We start from the raw sequence: 18422 nt of genomic DNA, 5'->3' as shown, positions 1-18422 counted from the left end.
GAAAAAAAGCAATCCATAAAAATAAAAGGATTGCTTTAACCGTTTCGTCGATCATTTCCTGTCATCGTAATCTCTTTTGACAGATAACGCACACGTTCCATAATTCGTCTGGCTTTTAGCGGCTCTTGTTCTCCTCGTTGCGTCACGGTTAAATGCTCTTCTAAAGCTTTTAAATCTAGATTGGAAGAGAAAAAAGTAACTAATTGTTCTTGCATTCGGTATTGCAAGATTACGCTTAAAACGTCGTCACGAATCCAACTAGTCATGGATTCCGCACCAATGTCATCAATCATTAATATAGGGGATTTTTTTACTGCATCGAGCTTTTCACCAACTTGATCGCGACCAATGGCTTGCTTCATTTCTACTGTAAATGTTGGAAAATGAACAATTGTCGTAGTAAATCCACGTTCTGCTAAAGCATTAGCCATCGCACCTAATAAGAAAGATTTTCCTACACCGAAGGGACCTTGTAAATAGAGCCCTTTATGAAATTCTTTTGGTGTCGCAGGATATTCTCTTAAAAATTGCATTGCTTCTGCTAACGCTTTGGCTCGACCTTGAGAAGATGGATCGAAATCTCGTAAATTTGCTTCTCGGACATCTTTTGGCATGTCCATTGCCCTTACTCGATTACGAATTTCTTCTTCCTTCTGACGGGCGATTAAATCAGCCGTTGGGACATACGTTACATCAATGTAATGAAAATTCAACATTAATCTTGGCTCATAGCCTGGAGCAATCATTGCTGGATCGTTTAATTGAAATTTCTTTTTTTCTTGAACAAATTCATACAGCTTAGCATAACTTTTACGAATATCTTCATCGCTTAAACGCTCTCGGTTTGCTTGTATAAAGGCTTGAACATCTTGATCTTTCAATACTTCGTTAACCAGCTCTTCATATCGTTCATTGATGTCACGCTTCTGGATAATTTTTGACATTTCTTTTCCTACGTCTTCCATCATTGGTCACCTCCTTGGTTTAAAAATTCTTGAATTTGTCGATCTAACTCGGCTTGTTCTTCTGGGGAAAGTTTTGTTTCATCGTTTGGCTGATCTGCCCATTCTGGCAATCGCTCTTGTCGAACAGTTTGGCGTTTCCCTGAATAATTTTGTTGTCGCTGTTTTTGTTTGATTTGGCTTTGTTTTGCCAATTCTCTGACATGTTCAATTGCTTTTTCTGGTGAATGAATGCCACTTTGTCCCCATTCATTCGCAATTCGATTCACATACTCCGCTTTTAAAGTCGGTTGTTGTTGAATGTTGTAAACATAGTTAATCAAAATATTAATCACACTAGTCGGTAAGCCTGATTTAGCAATCAAATATTTCACTAATGAACGTTCTTGTGGTGTCGTATAGCCGCCTCGACTATTTTTTAAAGCTTCTAAATATTGAATAGGCGGATTCTTTTCACTATCCATAATCATTTGAATATCCAGTTCAGAAAAACCATTCATTTTTAATGCGTTATATCGATACGTTTGTTGCTCTTCCACCGTCAATTGTGCTTGCTTGTTTGTCACTACGTTTGTTGGTTGTGGTTTTTTATCAGGATCAAACGCTTGATGAATCGTTCGCACTAATTCCTTAGGCAAAATTCGACTTGTATAATAGTCAAATGATTTCGAAGCAAAGTCTACCATATCTAACTCATTGATGCCATATAATTGATGAAAAACATAGACTTCTTCTTGAAAACTAGCCTCATCTTCAGGCAGTTGTAAACCTAAACGGTGCAAACCTTCCACAAAATAGTGCCAATCAAAAGAATCCGTTGATACAGAAATTTTCTTCGATTTTTCTTGTTGAGAAAAAGTTTCTTGAATCGTTGTCAATCGGTTCGCTTCGGAAACAATTTGTTCTTCTTTAAAGGCATAAACCTCTTGAAAGCTAGCGGAAACATTTTGATAGCCCTCTGTTTTAGTAGGATGCGGTTGGAACTTTTGCACTAATTGATCAAATTTCCGTTGTCCAACCCGATTAAATAACACTAAAGCTAACACTTCATCTTTAAAAAAACGAGCGGCTGTTTCAGGTGCTTTTAAATAATATAAATAACAATCTCCTAATTCCCGATCTGTTTTTTTATACGTTTCTAGCAACCCAATGCCTTCTAATTTGTAGCAAGCTTCTTCTAATTGTTGGCAACTCAAGTCCAGCAAACTAATTAAATCTGCATGAAACAGCGAGCCATTCTCCTCTGAGTCTGTTGTTTCAGATAACAAAAGCCAATATAAACTAAACGCATTGGCTCCGACAATTGGTTGATATAAAAAGGTTAAAACCTCTTTCTCTTGATCAGAAAGCGGTGAATCAATAACCGCTTGAAAAATATTTTTTGGTTGGATTCTTTGCCGATTTCCTTTCAAAGAAAGACCTCCTTTTTAATTTTCTGAGTCAGGAGAAGAAGATTTTGCTTTGTCGACAATGTCCTGTAACTCTTTCAAAAACACGCTCATATCTTTGAATTGTCGATAAACACTCGCAAAGCGGATGTAGGCAATTTCATCTAGATTGACTAAATCTTCCATCACATATTCACCGATAAGCGTTGTAGAGACTTCATTTTCCCCTAAACTACGCACTCGATTTTCAACATTATCGACAATTTGAACCATTTGTTCCATAGCAACGGGTCTTTTTTCCGCAGAGCGAATGAGCCCACGCAAAATTTTATCACGATTAAATTCTTCACGATCCCCATTTTTCTTGATTACAAGTAATGGCGCCGCTTCAATTCTTTCAAATGTAGTGAACCGATAACTGCAATTTTCACATTCACGACGACGGCGAATTGCACGTCCATCATCTGCTTGACGGCTATCAATAACACGGGAATTATTATGATGACATCTTGGACAACGCATAACGTTCACCTCTTCTATTCTGTATAATTTTTGTTGCCTATATTATAACATGAAATTGCGCTATTACTAGGTCTTTAGAACTGGTTCTTCGTTGAATCTTTGCCATTTTTTAATAAAAACAAAGACTTTCACTGTTTTTTCTGAAATTTTCAAAACATTTTACGTCATTAAAAAAATATTCACTTCTCTTCAGTTTGTTCCTCTAGCCACTTCTTCACTTGTTGTTCCGTTTCTTCTCTAGTTCCTTGATTATCAAACACGATATCTGCTCGTTCTTTTTTCATTTCAATCGGCCATTGGCTAGCAATTCGTTGTTGCGCTTCTTCTTCTGTTAATTGGTTTCGGGCCATCAGACGCTCTTTTTGAATCTTTTCTGGTACATATACCACAGCAACTTGATCCATAATCGCCTCATAATGAGCTTCATAAAGCAGAGGAATATCAACAATAACAAGGGCGGCTTTCTTTTTAGCTTCTTCAATTTGACGTAAAATTTCTTTTCTTAAAAAAGGTTTCAGCGTTTCATTTAACAGCTCTCTTTTTTGAGGACTAGCGAAAATTAATTGTCCTAATTTTTTCCGATCCAATTCACCAGTTGTTAATACTATTTCTGGTCCGAAAGTTTCAACGATTGCGGCTAAGGCTGGTTGCCCTTTTGCAACAATTTCGCGGGCGATAATGTCGCCGTCAACAATTGGATAACCTGCTTTTTTAAAAAGAGTAACAACCGTACTTTTACCTGTCGCAATCCCTCCTGTAATGCCTAAAACTTTTGTCATTTCAATCGACGACCTTTCAATTGTTGGCATTGTGGACAATAATGCGTACCACGTTGTGCCACTTTTGTTTTAACAATTGGCGTACCACAACGATTGCAAGGTAAGCCTGTTTGCCCATAGACATTCAACGCTACTTGAAAAGTCCCTGCTTCTCCTAACGCGTTTAGATAGGTGCGGATGGTGGTTCCACCTGCTTCAACAGCGCGTGCCAAGACGTCAATGATTGCTTGATACAACGTAGCAACTTCCGCAGGTTTTAAGGAATCTGCTGGTTGCTCTGGATGGATTTGCGCTTGCCAAAGTGCTTCATCTACATAAATATTCCCCAAGCCCGTCACTAGCTTTTGATCTAACAGCAATGGCTTAATTGCTTTATGATGCTTTTTCAAGCCTTGTTGAAAAGTAGCTAATTGGAAAACGTCTGGTGTTGGCTCTGGCCCCAAAGCTAAAATCCCTTTATATTGATGACCTTGATTCTTAGGAACCAATGTCATACGCCCAAATTTCCGTACATCTAAATAACGTAATTGCGTGCCATCTGTAAAAGTAAACATTACATGGGTATGTTTGGCAATTTCATCATCAGCCTGATGAAACTCATATTTTCCTTCCATCCGTAAGTGAGAAATCATATCATTATCAGACAATTTAAAAATCAGAAATTTTCCTCTTCGCTCAATCCCTTCAATCGTTTGACCAGCTAATTGACCTTGAAATACATCAACTTCTGGTGATTCAATAATTCTTGGCCAAAAAACAATGACTTCTTGAATGGTTTTTCCTACAACAAGTTTTTCAAGTCCTTTTCGCACTGTTTCTACTTCTGGTAATTCTGGCATTATTTTTGCTCCTTTATATAAAGAGGTCTGAACGCTTAGATATCAACGTCCAGATCCTACTTATCCTTATTTTATTCATCGTTCTTAATGGGTAAGCTATTATTTTGCTTCATACCACGTTTTTCCCCAACTGCTATCGGTGATAAGTGGCACATGTAAGGAAACTGCGTGCTCCATCACTTCTTTGACGAGTTGATTTAATTGTTCTAATTCTGATTCTGGTACTTCAAAAACTAATTCATCGTGCACTTGTAATAACATTGTTGCTTGTAATTTTTCTTCTTTTAAACGACGCGCCATTTCAATCATCGCAATTTTTAAAATATCTGCGGCACTTCCCTGAATCGGTGTATTAATCGCTGTACGTTCAGCGAACGAACGTAGATTAAAGTTTCTTGAATTAATATCACTTAAATAACGACGGCGATGATACAATGTTTCCACATAGCCTTTGTCTTTGGCATCGCGGACAATCTCTTCCATGTACTGTTTCACGCCTGGATATTTTTCAAAATAGGTGTCAATATATTGTTGCGCTTGCTTTCTAGTAATGCCTAAGTTTTGGGACAAGCCATAATCACTGATACCATAGACAATTCCAAAATTCACCGCTTTAGCTTGACGACGCATGTTAGGTGTGACATCTTCTGCTTTTTCAACACCGAAAACTCGCATTGCAGTGCTGGCATGGATATCTTGTCCTTCCACAAACGCTTCTTTTAAATGCTCATCATTAGAAATATGTGCGAGCACACGTAACTCAATTTGAGAGTAATCAGAAGAGAAAATCAACCAATTATCCTCTCTTGGTACGAACGCTTCTCTAATTTTTCGGCCTTCTTCTAAACGGATAGGAATGTTTTGTAAATTGGGATCTACTGAGCTTAATCGTCCTGTTTGGGTCAGTGTTTGTACATACCGAGTATGAATTTTATTATCTGGCTGAATTACTTTTAAGAGTCCTTCAACATAGGTCGATTGAATTTTGGCAATTTGACGATAAGTTAAAATATCTGCCACAATTGGTGCTTGTTCTTTTAGTTGTTCTAAAACATCTACCGCTGTTGAATAGCCAGTTTTCGTCTTTTTGATCACAGGTAAGCCCATTTTTTCAAATAAAATAACGCCTAATTGTTTAGGTGAATTCAAATTAAATTCTTCGCCAGCTTCTGCATAGATTTTTTCTTCGATTTCTTTCAAGCGTTCTGAAAATTCTACTTGCATTTCTTTTAAGCGTGTGGCATCAACACGGATACCAGTTATTTCCATATCGCCTAAAATACGAGAAAGTGGTAATTCCATTTTATAGAATAAATCAGCTTGATTTTTTTCTGTTAATTCGCTATCTAATTTGCTTGTTAAAAATTGAATTGCTTTAATCTTACGTGCTAAATGACCAAAGAAAACTTCTTCGTCCTCTGGCAAGCCTTTTTTGGCCCCTTTTCCATAAATGGCTTCATCAGATTGAATCGCATCATATCCGTAATGTTGTGCTACACCTTCAATATCAGCGTTATTGTCATTGGTATCAAGTAAATAAGCAGCCAATAAAACATCAAAGGCAATCCCTGTCATTTTTCCTACATAGCGATTTAGTGCAACGTACGTCCGTTTTGCATCATAGACATTTTTTTTACGTGTCTCATCCATCAACCAATCGATAAATGGCTGACTTTCAAAAACAGCTAAATTATTCGTGGTATAAATCTTCTTGTCGTTGCCCCAAGCAAGGCCGACAATCGGTGACGTATGATAGTTATCTTCCATCATCTCAACATAAAGAGCCATATCGTCTGTAAACATTTCATTGGTTAACTGATCTTCGACTACTTCAAATAAAATATCTTCCATTTCAACAGGTTCTTCTGTAATGTCCAACTTAGCTAAAAATTGTTTAAAGTCCATTTCTTTATAAAAAGGAACCAATTTTTCTAAGTTCTTCCCTTCATATGCCAAGTCTTCCACATTGACTTTGACTGGTGCATTGACTTCAATTGTCGCTAAACGTTTAGAAAGAAAGGCTTGCTCTTTATCATTAATCAAGTTTTCTTTCATTTTGCTTTTTTTCATTTCATCGATATTCTCATAAATCCCTTCAACTGAGCCATATTGTTTTAACAGCTTAATCGCGGTTTTCTCACCGATTTTCGTTACACCTGGAATGTTATCCGACGTGTCGCCAGCCAACCCTTTCATATCAATAATTTGCTTAGGCGTTAACCCATCATATTTTTCAGCAATATGCTCAGGCGTATATGATTCAATATCGCTAACTCCTTTAACAGTGATATCTACTTTGACAGTGTCCGTCGCTAATTGTGTCAAATCTCGGTCCCCTGATAACACGACAACATCAAATTCATCTTTATCAACTTTGTTGGCTAATGTACCAATAATATCATCTGCTTCATAGTTAGGTAGTTCATAATATTTTACGCCTAAACCTTCTAAAAGTTCACGAATATACGGCATTTGTTCTTTAAATTCCCCCGGTGTTTTTGAACGTCCGGCTTTATATTCTGAATAAAATTCTGTTCTGAATGTGGTTTTCCCTGCATCAAAAGCGACTAAAACATGAGTAGGCATTTCTTTTTGCATTACATTTTCAAACATATTGTTAAACGCATAAATAGCATTTGTATGCAAGCCGTTCTTATTTTTGAATCGTTCTAATGAGTTATGTAGCGCAAAAAATGCACGAAAGGCTACACTGTTTCCATCAACGAGTAATAATTTTTTTTTGGTCATTTTTTTCCCCTCATCTTTAGCAAACTAGTTTCCTTTCTATTTTAACAAAAAACTACAGAATTTGCAGTAGACGGCGATTGCAGAATGAAAGAAAAAGGTATTTGACATAGTTCCTTAGTGACAACTATATCAAATACCAAAATCAATCAGCAATACACGCTGAATCTTCACAAGTATGAGAATCTTTTTACGGCAAAACATTTCCCGCTGCACGATAAATATCGTACCAATCTTCGCGACTAATCACAATGTCTGCTGCTTTAGCAATTTCTTCAATTCTACCAAGATTCATACTTCCTGCGATGACTTGCATATTAGCAGGGTGGCGCAGAATCCAGCTGCTGGCTAAACCAGTTGGCGTTGTTTGATATTTTTCAGCCAATTCGCTTAATTTTTGATTTAACTCAGGGAATTTTTCATTTCCAATAAAGACACCTTCAAAATAACCATATTGGTACGGTGACCATGCTTGAATAGTCATTTGTTTCAACCGTGAATAATCTAAAATACCATGATCATAATCAATGCTTCCTGATATTTCCATATTTGTTTGTAAGCCTTGATCTACCATGCCAGTATGCTTGATGCCAAATTGTAATTGATTGGCTAATAATGGTTGTTTAACAGCTGTTTTTAAAAGTTCAATTTGTCCTGGCGTTTGGTTACTTACACCAAAATAGCGAACTTTCCCTTGTTTTTCTAATAAATGAAAAGCTTCAGCTACTTCTTCTGGTTCCACTAAAGTATCTGGACGATGCAACAATAATGCATCGACTGAATCTACACCTAAACGCTGTAAACTCCCTTCGACCGCTTCTAAAATATGTGCTTTTGAAAAGTCAAAAAAGCCCTGACGAATCCCACATTTCGTTTGTATAAAAATATCTTCACGACGAATGGTACTTTCTTTTAAGGCCTTACCAAAAATGGTTTCGCAGTCGCCGCCACCATAAATGTCGGCGTGATCAAAAAATGTAATGCCATGATCATAAGCAGTTTCAATTACCTGTTGAGGATTTTCAGCACCATTTAAGCGCATACATCCTAAGATAACCGAAGAAACTGTTTCGTCACTTGTACCAAATTGCAGTTGTTTCATTTTAATATCCTCCTCATCCATTCCTCTTACTTCTTCATTTTAACACTATTTAGACAAAATTGGACTTCTTACGATAGATTCGCTTCGACTTTTTCAAAAAAAGCAGGAGATAATTCCTCTGGCAAATAAACAACTGTCTCAGAAGAAAGCGCTACGTTCATCTGAAACAAATGATTGACAATTAAGAGATGTGCTTGGTGAAGTTGATACGTTGGTTTTCCATGAATAATTGTAATATTCTTTTTTTCACTGAAATAGCTTTTTATAGATTGTCCCAACGCTTGTTCCTTTTCTGGAGGAAAGTCCGTCAATAGGCAAATAATATATTTTTTTTCATATAAAATCGGGTTAAATAAATCTAGGATGTGATAAAAATAGCAACTCGTCAATTCCCGTTCTTTTACTGAAGTAAAGACTGGATATAGGCGCTTTAAAAGCCTAATTAGTTTCTGTAATCTGTGCCAGGTTTGTTGATAACGAGCAGCGAGTGTTTGTTCCTGTTTATGAGCTGGCAACCATGCTTGTCCGTCTAATAAACTATTCATATGCGTACTTAAAAATCGACATAAATGAATTTCTTGATAATTAAAATGATGTTGTGTAAAATTTCTCCTAATTTCTTTCATAATAAAAATAGCTGTTTTTAAGCATAAACTTTCTATTTTCATTTGCTCATGAATAAAATACTTTCGCGCTCTCTTGCCAAAACAACCACCAAAATGTGCTTCAAGAATCACAAATAACGCTTTTTGTTCTTTAAGAGACATAAAAGAAGTGCTCAACACTTCCACACGAAATAAATAAAAAAAAGCACTTGTTTGTTGAAATAAATTAGCATTTGGCACTGAAATTTCATGCCCGCCTCTATATCGTTTCTCCCAAATATAAATTAGCCAACTAAGATGATTCTGTTGTGCTACATTTAAATCCAACTCAAAAAAGGTAATGATTTTCCGAGTCATTTCTCTGTTTTCTTCCAGACAGCTTTCTTGGAAAAACAAATAAAAACAAAGGATTAACTGTCGAATTTGCCATTCATTACCAGTTAAATCGTAATGTTTTTGACGTACAATAATATCAAAATTAACTAGCCAACGTCGAATATTAGAAAGTTTCTTCCGAAGAGTTGATTCCTGTAATCCCAATACCTGGGTCAATTGCGCATAATTGATTCGCTCTTCAATTAGACAACGTAAAATATAAAATTCGGGAATAAAATAACAAAATTTTTGTCTAAATCGAGCCAAGCCACAAACGCATAATTCACGATATTTTACAATTCCTTTGGTCGTTGTATAAATCTTACAAAGCCCTTCTATCTTAAACGTTTCCTGCTTTTTTTCAAAACGTTGAATGTAACAATGGATGGTTTTGTCGCTCACCTTTAGTTTTTCTGCAGCCATCAAAACAGAAAATGTCTGCTCTTGTTGCAGTAAATCCAACAATTCCAACATATTTTTATGTTCAAAAGACAATAATTCCTTGAAATCCATATATCGTCCCCTTTCACTCCCTTGTTATAAGAATACGTCAAATAAGGCAAAAATTTTTTTAAGAAGAAAAAAATAGAGAACAAAAAGTATTGATTACTTTCCGCTCTCTACAATTATATCGAATTATTTTTTTGAAATATGCAGTGTCATAGCATTTGCTGCTACAATAATTGTACTTAATGACATCAAGACAGCACCTACAGCTGGATTTAAAACAATCCCAAGTGGTGCAAGGACCCCAGCCGCTAAAGGAATGGCGACAATATTGTACCCAGCTCCCCACCAAAGATTTTGGATCATTTTACGTCGTGTTTGTTTGGCTAAATCTAAGAACCTTAAAATATCTTTAGGATCACTATCCGTCAGTACAACATCTGCCGAATCAATCGCTACATCTGTACCAGCGCCTATCGCAATGCCGATTGAAGCACGGGCTAAACTTGGTGCATCGTTAATACCGTCTCCTACCATCATGACCTGATGTCCCTCAGTAAGATATTGTTGCACAATTTTTTCTTTATCTTCTGGTAAGAGCTCTGCGTAGTATTCCTTCATTCCTAAATAATTAGCAACTGCACTGGCGGCTGTTTGATTATCCCCTGTTAACATGACTGGCGTAATTCCTTGCGCTTGTAACTCTGCAATAAATGTTTTAGCTTCTGGTTTGACTTTATCTCCTAAAGCAAGCAGTGCGACTAATTGACCAGCGATGATTAAATAGCTCAAGGTATTTCCTTGCTCTTGATAGTTTGTTTTAATTGTTTCATCGAAGGTTAACTGTAACCGTGCAACTTCTTTTTCATTGACTATTTTGACTTCTTGGTTTTGAACAGTAGCAACCAGTCCTACGCCTGATAAAGCTTGCAGATTATGGGCTTCATAAGGTTGAACGGCTTGTTTATTTAAATAGTTCATGATCCCAATTGCCAACGGATGATTTGCATTTTTTTCCAATGCCCCAATATATTTAAGTGCTTCTTCTCTAGTAAACTGCTTACTCATTAATTCTAAGCCAGTAACTGTAAATTGTCCTTCTGTTAAAGTTCCAGTTTTATCCAGCAACACATATTCAACCTTATTGGCTTGTTCTAATGCATTCCGATTTTTTAAAAGTAAGCCATTTTTAGCAGCAATGGAGGTACTTCTAGCAATCACTAAAGGAATTGCTAAGCCTAACGCATGGGGACAGGCAATAATAAAAACTGTAACCATTCGTTCAAATGCTAGAGACAAATCTTTCGTTACGAGTAACCAACCGATAAATGCTAACACACCTACGAATAAGGCAATATAGAATAACCACTTGGCTACACGGTCTGAAATGGATTCTAGTTTTGATTTTTCCGATTGCGCTTGTTTAACCATCTCCATAACTTTTGACAGGTAACTATTTTCACCCGTGCCAGTTACCGAAATTTCAATCATTCCGTTGCCATTGACAGCTCCACCAATCACGGAGTCACCAATGTTTTTTTCTACTGTTTTTGATTCCCCTGTAACCATCGATTCGTCGACTGTTGTGCTTCCTTTCAAAATTTTACCGTCTGTCGGAATTTTATCTCCCGAACGAACAATCAAGCGATCGCCTTCTTGGACATCTTGCAAAGGAATTTCTTCTTCCCCATGTTCAGTCATTCGCTTGACTGTGTCAGGCAACAGTTCAGCCATTTTTTTCAAGGCATCACCAGCATTAGAAATAGCATTCATTTCAATCCAATGGCCTAAAAGCATAATAACAATCAGAGTGGCTAATTCCCAGAAAAAGTCCATCACGTGGGCCTGATTCGTAAAATGATTCATGTAAAACGCATATAAGCTGTAAAAATATGATACCGAAATCCCCATCGCAATTAACGTCATCATTGCTGGACTCTTTTGCTGTAATTCCATTCTAGCGCCACTTAAAAATGGTTGTCCACCATAAAAAAATAGCACAGTTGCTAAAATTAAGACCAACCAATCAGAACCTGGAAAAGTAAATTGAAAAGGTAATTGAAAACCCATCATTGGTGAAAGAACAATAATCGGAATAGCTAAAATCAATGACAGCCAGAATTTTTGTTTAAAATTCCCCATATGCATTGAATGATCCATTCCCTTCATTCCTTCATGTTGGTGTGACATAGCCATTTGTTCATGCGCCATGTCATGATTCATGTGATTCATTTTATCGTGGGACATTGTTGGCTGTTTTTCCTGGTGTTGTTCATGATTATGTTTTGCTGACATATGATCCCTTCTCTTCTTAAGTATTTTCATCTTAAGCATAGCACAAGATGAAAATTGTTAGAAATAATTACTTTTTTTAGTTTAGAAAAAAAAAAGAGCCGAATTTTGCGTATGTATATTTTAAGAACACCTTATCCTCATATTTATTACAAAAGGAGTGTTTCAATGAAAATTACTACAAAGCAAGTCGGGGCGCGCATGCGTGAAGCTCGAAAAAAGAAGAAGTACACTTTACGTTATTTAGCCAATAAAATTGGTTTATCTAGTGGAAGTACAATTAGTAACTGGGAATTAGGTTTGAATTTACCCAATAAACGATACTTAAAAAAAATCGCTAAAGCCTGCGATACAACAGTAGATTGGCTACTTTATGGTGATTTCGATCGATTTGTGCGCCAGCTATTAAAAGAAAATTTTCAAAATAAACAACTGCTAAAACCACCTTTTTTTACTCAGTTGATGGGACGTTTATCTGAAGAACAGCTATCCTATCACGATTCCTTAAAAATCATGATTCAAGCGCAAAAGTTACAGCAGTCCTTTTATGCTTTTCCTTTAACAGTAGAAGCCCCCTCTCATTCCCAAGAGAGTATTTCTATTTATGAACCAACAACTGCAGAAGAACAGTCTGACCAATCTTATTATCATCCGTTTATTTTGTCAGAACTCCATGAATTATTTACACATTCTCAAAATCCAGAATTGGATTATTCTCTGATTATCGCTTTTCTTCCTTTGTTAAAAGTAGATCAATTAACTGAACCACAAAAAGAAGTCTTACTGGCCATCTTTAAGCGAATGAATTCCTTTAAAGACCAAACACTTTTAAATGAATTCTTTGTGGAATTACAGTATTTACTCTGATTCTACAAAAAAGATTGAGCCATGTATCTCAAGGACCTAGGCTCAATCTTTTAGTTAAATTTCTTCTATTTATGAACGATTCTTTCGTTCGACTAAGTGCGTTTTCCGTTGTGGGCCAATGATTAAAGGAACAGATTCATATTTGACTTCACTGTATTCCAAGCCAAACCAACTTTCAGGAGAGGTAGTTAAGTTTTTAATAGCTAATTTTGCCTGCATAATTTGTCGATCCCATTTTTTCAGTTCAGAAACGTTAGATAATTCTTCTTGAATTAATACAAATTGGAAATCGCCAACTTCTCTCCCTGGCGTTAATGAATAACGTTGTGGCTGTTTTGGCAAGCGGCCTGTTTTCATCAAGTCATGAACAATTTGTCTTAAATATACATTCACTTCTTGAGAAATATGGAAGCCTAAATATAGCTGAACTTGCACAATAAAATCAGTTCCTAGCATGTCAACAGAATACTCTTGAGTAAAGGGTTCATCTGTTACCTGAACATTAACAAACCAATAAACGTTCGCTCGTTTTGGTTGTTTGTCCAAAATCGAATAAATAATATTACGATTAATTTCGCCGTCCACTCGATCGGAGGTTAAAAAGACCACGTTGGTTTGATACATAGGTACAGATGTATCTTCTTTCAAAGCTTTAAGTTGTGGTACATATTTTTCCAGCGACACTTGTTCCGCCGTTGCTTCCTTAATCTCGTTGCCGCGTTCCCAAATAATCATGATGCATAACAAGAAGACTGCCATTCCCACAGCAACATATCCACCATGGAAAAACTTCGCAGCACTTGAAAAGAAAAAGACAACTTCAATGGCAGCAAAGAACAAGGAAATTAGATACGCAGACCAAGCTGGAATTTTATCCAAAAGATAAAACAACAATAAAATGGTTGTCATTAACATCGTAATCGTAATCGATAGACCATACGCAGCTTCCATGTGTGTCGATGTTCTAAAAGCCAGCACGATTGCTGAACAAGCTAACCACAAAATTAAATTTACCGCTGGAATATACATTTGACCGATATTGCTCCCAGGATAAATAATTTTAAGTCTTGGTAATAACTTCAATTTAATCGCTTCAGAAACTAAAGTATACGAACCTGATATTAACGCTTGCGAAGCAATCACTGCGGCGATTGTTGCAAAAACAACGCCAAATACGAGAATACCTCGTGGAATCATTTGGAAAAATGGGTTAATTTCAGCTAATGCCTGCATTTCAGGGTTTTCTTTGACCGTTAACAACCACGCAGCTTGCCCTAAATAATTAAGAATCAAACAAATCTTAATATACGGCCAGCTAATGCGGATATTCATTTTTCCTACATGCCCTAAATCAGAATATAAAGCTTCAGCACCAGTTGTAGCCAAGAAAATATTCCCTAAAATAAATAGACCTAATTTATTTTCTGGACTGACTAGTAATTGCAAAGCATAATATGGATTTAATGCACGAATAACTGTCCAATCTTGGCTAAAATTCATTAAACCAATGATGCCTAAAAAAGTGAACCACAAGAACATAATCGGCCCAAAAGCTTTCCCGACCAATTCTGTTCCAAATCGTTGAACAGAAAAAAGAATTAAAATAATCGTCAACGTAATAACCACTATAATCGTTTGGTCATTGCCAAAACGTTCAAAAAATGCCGGAATCCCCCGTAATCCTTCAATCGCTGTCGTCACTGTCACAGCTGGGGTCAAAACGCCATCAGCCAGTAAAGCGGCGCCGCCAATCATTGCGGGAATAATCAAATACTTACTTTTTTTACGAACCAATGTATAAAGAGAGAAAATCCCACCTTCTCCATGGTTATCAGCATTTAAAGCAATAACAACATATTTAATCGTGGTTAAGATAGTCAATGTCCAAAAAATTAATGAGACCGAACCTAAAATAAACGATTCAGAAACCCGTGCCAAGCCACCATTATCTCCTACAATGGCTTTCATTACATATAAAGGGCTCGTTCCAATATCTCCATAGACAACGCCCATGGCAACTAAGATCCCTGCCATCGTAAATTTCCGACGATCAAACCCCTCTGCTTTGTGTAACACAATACTTTCCTCCTACAAAAGAAATGACTTCGTTTAGTTTAACCAACAGCTCCATAAAAACTTTTAAAACTCTTTATTATATAACGTTTTATATATCTTTTTCATTAGTCAAAAAGCGCTTTTTGACTAACGATGCTACTCACTATAATACGTTTTAAATCGTTTAGCAAGTCTTTTTATTAGAGAATGTTCATCTTAGATAAGAAACCCACCTATTTTGAAAAAAGGAAAATCAAAAATAAGTGGGGCAGCAGTCGAAACGACTGCTGCCCCACTTACTAACTATTAAGATAATTCCCTGAACAAAAGTAGCTCCTTTTATTCCTGTTAAATTTAAATCACTTCTTCTTCCTCTTCAACTTCAGAGAAATGGAACTTAATCATTTCATTGACGAAAATTGGCACAAAGGATAGGAAAATTGCTAACATCCAATGATTTAAACTAATATGCACTAATCCAAATAGTTCTTGTGTGAATGGTAATAAAGCAATGGTTGTGGTAATTAGTAATGCTAAAACGACCATTTCAAAGAGCGACTTGTTGCTTGATAATTTTACACGGAAAACAGAGTTCGCACTACGAACATTAAAGACATGTAAGATAGAGGAATAAGCTAAGATTAAAAATGCCACTGTTTGTCCAACTTCATAGCTGTTTGAAACATAGGCTGAAACACCTGGTACAAAGGCACCTAGGTAAAAACCAAACAAAGTAATGACTGTGAACACTGCTGCATTAATCCCAATCTTTTGCCACAAGCCTCGTGCAAAAATCCCTTCATTTTTAGGGATTGGTGCCTCATCCATAATTCCTTTTTCTGCTGGTTCTTTTCCTAATGCAAAACCAGGTAACCCATCTGCGACCACGTTAACAAACAACAATTGAACTGCAGTAAATGGCGCACCCCAACCAAGTAACATGGCAATTAAAACAATAAAAATCTCAGAAATATTACAGCTTAACAAGAAGTTAATGGCTTTACGAATATTTCGGTACACGGCACGTCCTTGCGCAACCGCATCAACAATAGTTGCAAAGTTATCGTCCGTCAAAATCATATCTGAAGCGCCTTGGGCCACATCTGTTCCAGTAATCCCCATTGCGCAACCGACATCACTAGCTTTCAAGGCTGGCGCATCATTCACGCCATCTCCGGTCATTGCTACAACAGCGCCAGAACGTTGCCATGATTGAACAATTCGAATTTTATCTTCAGGGGTTACACGTGCATAAACGGATAAATCTTTAACCCGTTTATCTAATTCTTCATCACTCATTTTTTTCAGTTCTGAACCAGATAAGGCTTCACTTTTATCTTTTAAAATTCCTAATTCTTTAGCAATTGCACTGGCTGTTACCACGTGATCACCAGTAATCATGACTGTTTTAATTCCAGCTTTTTTCGCACGAGCAATGGCGCCCTTACTTTCTGGACGTGGTGGATCAATCATGCCAATTAAGCCTAACAAGCGAAGATTTTTTTCTAAAGCCTCTGATGTAATTTCCTTGGGTGGTTCATCATATACGGCATAACCGACAGCAATAACTCGTAACGCTCGTTTTCCGAAACGATCATTAACAATAGCCGCTTGATCGACATCTCCGAAACCAAAACGTGGTAGTAACACATCAAAGGCTCCTTTAGTAATTGAGATGTACTTTTTCCCCCATTGATGGACCGTAGTCATCATTTTTCGTTCTGAATCAAAGGGAATTTCACCAATACGAGGATATTTTTCTTCAAGTTCTTCTTTCGTATGATAATTTTCTTCGACAGCACGAACAATTGCCGCTTCTGTCGGATTCCCTGTAACAGTTAGTTCATCGCCTTCTTTTTCCACAATGACATCTGTACATAAGGCAGCCATTTTCAGTACTTCCATGGCTTCATCGGTCATGGCATCTTCCGTATCCGTTACTTCATCACCACGATGCCATACTCGGCGGACACGCATTTTATTTTGTGTCAGTGTTCCTGTCTTATCAGAACAGATAACATTCGCAGTTCCTAGCGTTTCTACTGCTGGCAATCGGCGAATAATTGCATGTTTCTTAGCCATTTTTTGAACACCATATGCTAAGGTTAACGTTACAATCACGGTTAGTGTTTCTGGTACAGCTGCCACCGCTAAGGAAACGGCTGTCATAAACATTTCAAGAAGCGGTTCTCCTTGCAGTTCACCAATAATGAAAACAATTGCTGCAGCCCCTAAGGCTAACAAACTAATACGTTTGCCTAATTGATTCAAGCGTTTTTGTAATGGTGTTTTTTGCTGATCGCTGTTATTCAGTAACCCAGCAATTTTACCCATTTCCGTATTCATTCCTGTTGCAGTTACTACTGCTCGTCCGCGGCCATTCACAACGGTACAACCTTTGAAAATCATATTTATTTGATCTCCTAAGCCATCATCGTCATGCCCCACGTATGTAGGATCTTTTTCAACAGGTTCACTTTCACCTGTTAGTGCTGACTCTTCTACGCGCATTTGAGAAGCTTGAATAAGTCGTGCATCGGCTGTAATCATTGAACCAGCTTCAAGAACTAGAACATCTCCTACTACTAGTTCTTCAGCATCGACTTCGATTACCTTGCCATCTCGTAAGACTGCACTACTTTGCTTGTTCATGTCTTGTAAAGCCGCCAGAGATTTTTCAGCATTTCCTTCTTGAACAATGGCCAAAACAGCATTGATAATCACAATTGCAATAATTAAGATTCCTTCAAAATATTCGCCATGTTCTGTTACGATTGCTGTATAAAACGAAATTGCCGCAGCAACTAATAAAATAATCGTTGTAAAATCAGATAAACTGTGAATAAATTTCTTTAACACAGAATCCTTCTTAGCCTCTTCAAATTGATTGCGGCCATTTTCTTTCAGCCGTTGTTGGGCCTCTTGTTGTGTTAAACCAGTTTCAGTATTGACTGAAACTTCTTTTGTGACAGTATCGACAGTTTGCTTGTAAGCTTCCATCCTATTCCCCCTCTAATTTTTTCTTCCTATATAATAGTGTCTCTATTAAATATAACATGATTTTTTTTGAACACGCAACTTTTTTCATCTTTGGCTTAGCGTTCTCTCATATGTCCAGAAAAAACTGGTATTTTCGTTGTTGCTACAGCAATGTTTCTATTTGATTATGGGAATTTTATGAAAAAAGAAACGAATTCAGCCAAAAAGCAATGGACATTTTTTTCATTTTGTCTGATAAAAAAATAGTTTATTTCTATATATTCAAAACAAAACAACAAAAAAATACAATGTTATTTGGTTCGCACGATTATTTATTTTACATGTTATAAAATAACCAGAAAAATATTATATTTAATCTTATTAATAAGTGTTATAACTTGCAAACGCTTTCAAAAAGTGCTATTCTTTAAGTGTAAGGAGGACATGCTAATCAATTGGTTGAAG

At 36.7% G+C, this 18422-nt stretch carries 12 protein-coding genes; 1 reads left to right on the top strand and 11 read right to left on the bottom strand.

Annotation, left to right across the window (positions count from 1 at the left end):
- Positions 1-35: 35 nt before the first annotated feature.
- From dnaI to IGL37_RS03005, 9 genes are all read right to left on the bottom strand, one after another.
- Complete coding sequence (gene dnaI / locus IGL37_RS03045) at positions 36-965, bottom strand: primosomal protein DnaI (RefSeq protein WP_002364725.1); 930 nt, start codon at positions 963-965, stop codon at positions 36-38.
- Positions 965-2374 (bottom strand): replication initiation and membrane attachment family protein, encoded by a 1410-nt coding sequence (locus IGL37_RS03040; RefSeq protein WP_033917994.1) that lies wholly within the window; start codon positions 2372-2374, stop codon positions 965-967. Before IGL37_RS03040 ends, dnaI begins: the two co-directional genes overlap by 1 nt.
- 15 nt (positions 2375-2389) lie before the next feature.
- Complete coding sequence (gene nrdR, locus IGL37_RS03035) at positions 2390-2872, bottom strand: transcriptional regulator NrdR (protein ID WP_002381296.1); 483 nt, start codon at positions 2870-2872, stop codon at positions 2390-2392.
- A gap of 179 nt (positions 2873-3051) precedes the next feature.
- A complete protein-coding gene (coaE, locus tag IGL37_RS03030) occupies positions 3052-3651 on the bottom strand; it encodes a dephospho-CoA kinase (protein ID WP_033917993.1) in 600 nt (199 codons plus the stop codon).
- On the bottom strand, positions 3648-4490 hold the full coding sequence (mutM, locus tag IGL37_RS03025; protein ID WP_002355756.1) for a DNA-formamidopyrimidine glycosylase: 843 nt from the start codon (positions 4488-4490) through the stop codon (positions 3648-3650). Before mutM ends, coaE begins: the two co-directional genes overlap by 4 nt.
- A 99-nt stretch (positions 4491-4589) precedes the next feature.
- A complete protein-coding gene (polA, locus tag IGL37_RS03020; RefSeq protein WP_033917992.1) occupies positions 4590-7238 on the bottom strand; it encodes a DNA polymerase I in 2649 nt (882 codons plus the stop codon).
- Positions 7239-7425: 187 nt separating this feature from the next.
- Positions 7426-8337 (bottom strand): aldo/keto reductase, encoded by a 912-nt coding sequence (locus tag IGL37_RS03015; protein ID WP_002355754.1) that lies wholly within the window; start codon positions 8335-8337, stop codon positions 7426-7428.
- A 68-nt stretch (positions 8338-8405) separates the two neighbouring features.
- Positions 8406-9830 (bottom strand): helix-turn-helix domain-containing protein, encoded by a 1425-nt coding sequence (locus tag IGL37_RS03010; RefSeq protein ID WP_010823440.1) that lies wholly within the window; start codon positions 9828-9830, stop codon positions 8406-8408.
- A 123-nt stretch (positions 9831-9953) separates the two neighbouring features.
- Positions 9954-12098, bottom strand: a complete 2145-nt coding sequence (locus tag IGL37_RS03005; RefSeq protein ID WP_002364734.1) for a heavy metal translocating P-type ATPase — start codon at positions 12096-12098, stop codon at positions 9954-9956.
- Between the two features lie 126 nt (positions 12099-12224).
- Between IGL37_RS03005 and IGL37_RS03000 the strand changes: the two genes are divergently transcribed.
- A complete protein-coding gene (locus tag IGL37_RS03000; RefSeq protein WP_002381295.1) occupies positions 12225-12923 on the top strand; it encodes a helix-turn-helix domain-containing protein in 699 nt (232 codons plus the stop codon).
- A gap of 69 nt (positions 12924-12992) precedes the next feature.
- On the opposite strand, the gene IGL37_RS02995 is transcribed toward IGL37_RS03000, so the two are convergent.
- A complete protein-coding gene (locus IGL37_RS02995) occupies positions 12993-14999 on the bottom strand; it encodes a KUP/HAK/KT family potassium transporter (protein ID WP_002381294.1) in 2007 nt (668 codons plus the stop codon).
- 333 nt (positions 15000-15332) lie between these two features.
- The gene (locus IGL37_RS02990; RefSeq protein WP_002358801.1) at positions 15333-17978 is read right to left on the bottom strand and encodes a calcium-translocating P-type ATPase, PMCA-type; all 2646 of its coding nucleotides are present in this window, start codon (positions 17976-17978) and stop codon (positions 15333-15335) included.
- Positions 17979-18422: the final 444 nt, after the last annotated feature.

The sequence above is a fragment of the Enterococcus sp. AZ119 genome (assembly GCF_050546175.1).
GTDB classification, from domain to species: domain Bacteria; phylum Bacillota; class Bacilli; order Lactobacillales; family Enterococcaceae; genus Enterococcus; species Enterococcus faecalis.
Note: the sequence above shows the minus strand (reverse complement) of the source record. Positions and strands in the feature narration are given on the sequence as shown.

Excerpts from the sequence above, each read along its gene's own strand:
- dnaI (WP_002364725.1), bottom strand. The coding sequence starts at position 965 with ATGGAAGACGTAGGAAAAGAAATGTCAAAAATTATCCAGAAGCGTGAC.
- nrdR (WP_002381296.1), bottom strand. The coding sequence starts at position 2,872 with ATGCGTTGTCCAAGATGTCATCATAATAATTCCCGTGTTATTGATAGC.
- coaE (WP_033917993.1), bottom strand. The coding sequence starts at position 3,651 with ATGACAAAAGTTTTAGGCATTACAGGAGGGATTGCGACAGGTAAAAGT.
- mutM (WP_002355756.1), bottom strand. The coding sequence starts at position 4,490 with ATGCCAGAATTACCAGAAGTAGAAACAGTGCGAAAAGGACTTGAAAAA.
- polA (WP_033917992.1), bottom strand. The coding sequence starts at position 7,238 with ATGACCAAAAAAAAATTATTACTCGTTGATGGAAACAGTGTAGCCTTT.
- IGL37_RS03015 (WP_002355754.1), bottom strand. The coding sequence starts at position 8,337 with ATGAAACAACTGCAATTTGGTACAAGTGACGAAACAGTTTCTTCGGTT.
- IGL37_RS03010 (WP_010823440.1), bottom strand. The coding sequence starts at position 9,830 with ATGGATTTCAAGGAATTATTGTCTTTTGAACATAAAAATATGTTGGAA.
- IGL37_RS03005 (WP_002364734.1), bottom strand. The coding sequence starts at position 12,098 with ATGCTTAAGATGAAAATACTTAAGAAGAGAAGGGATCATATGTCAGCA.
- IGL37_RS03000 (WP_002381295.1), top strand. The coding sequence starts at position 12,225 with ATGAAAATTACTACAAAGCAAGTCGGGGCGCGCATGCGTGAAGCTCGA.
- IGL37_RS02990 (WP_002358801.1), bottom strand. The coding sequence starts at position 17,978 with ATGGAAGCTTACAAGCAAACTGTCGATACTGTCACAAAAGAAGTTTCA.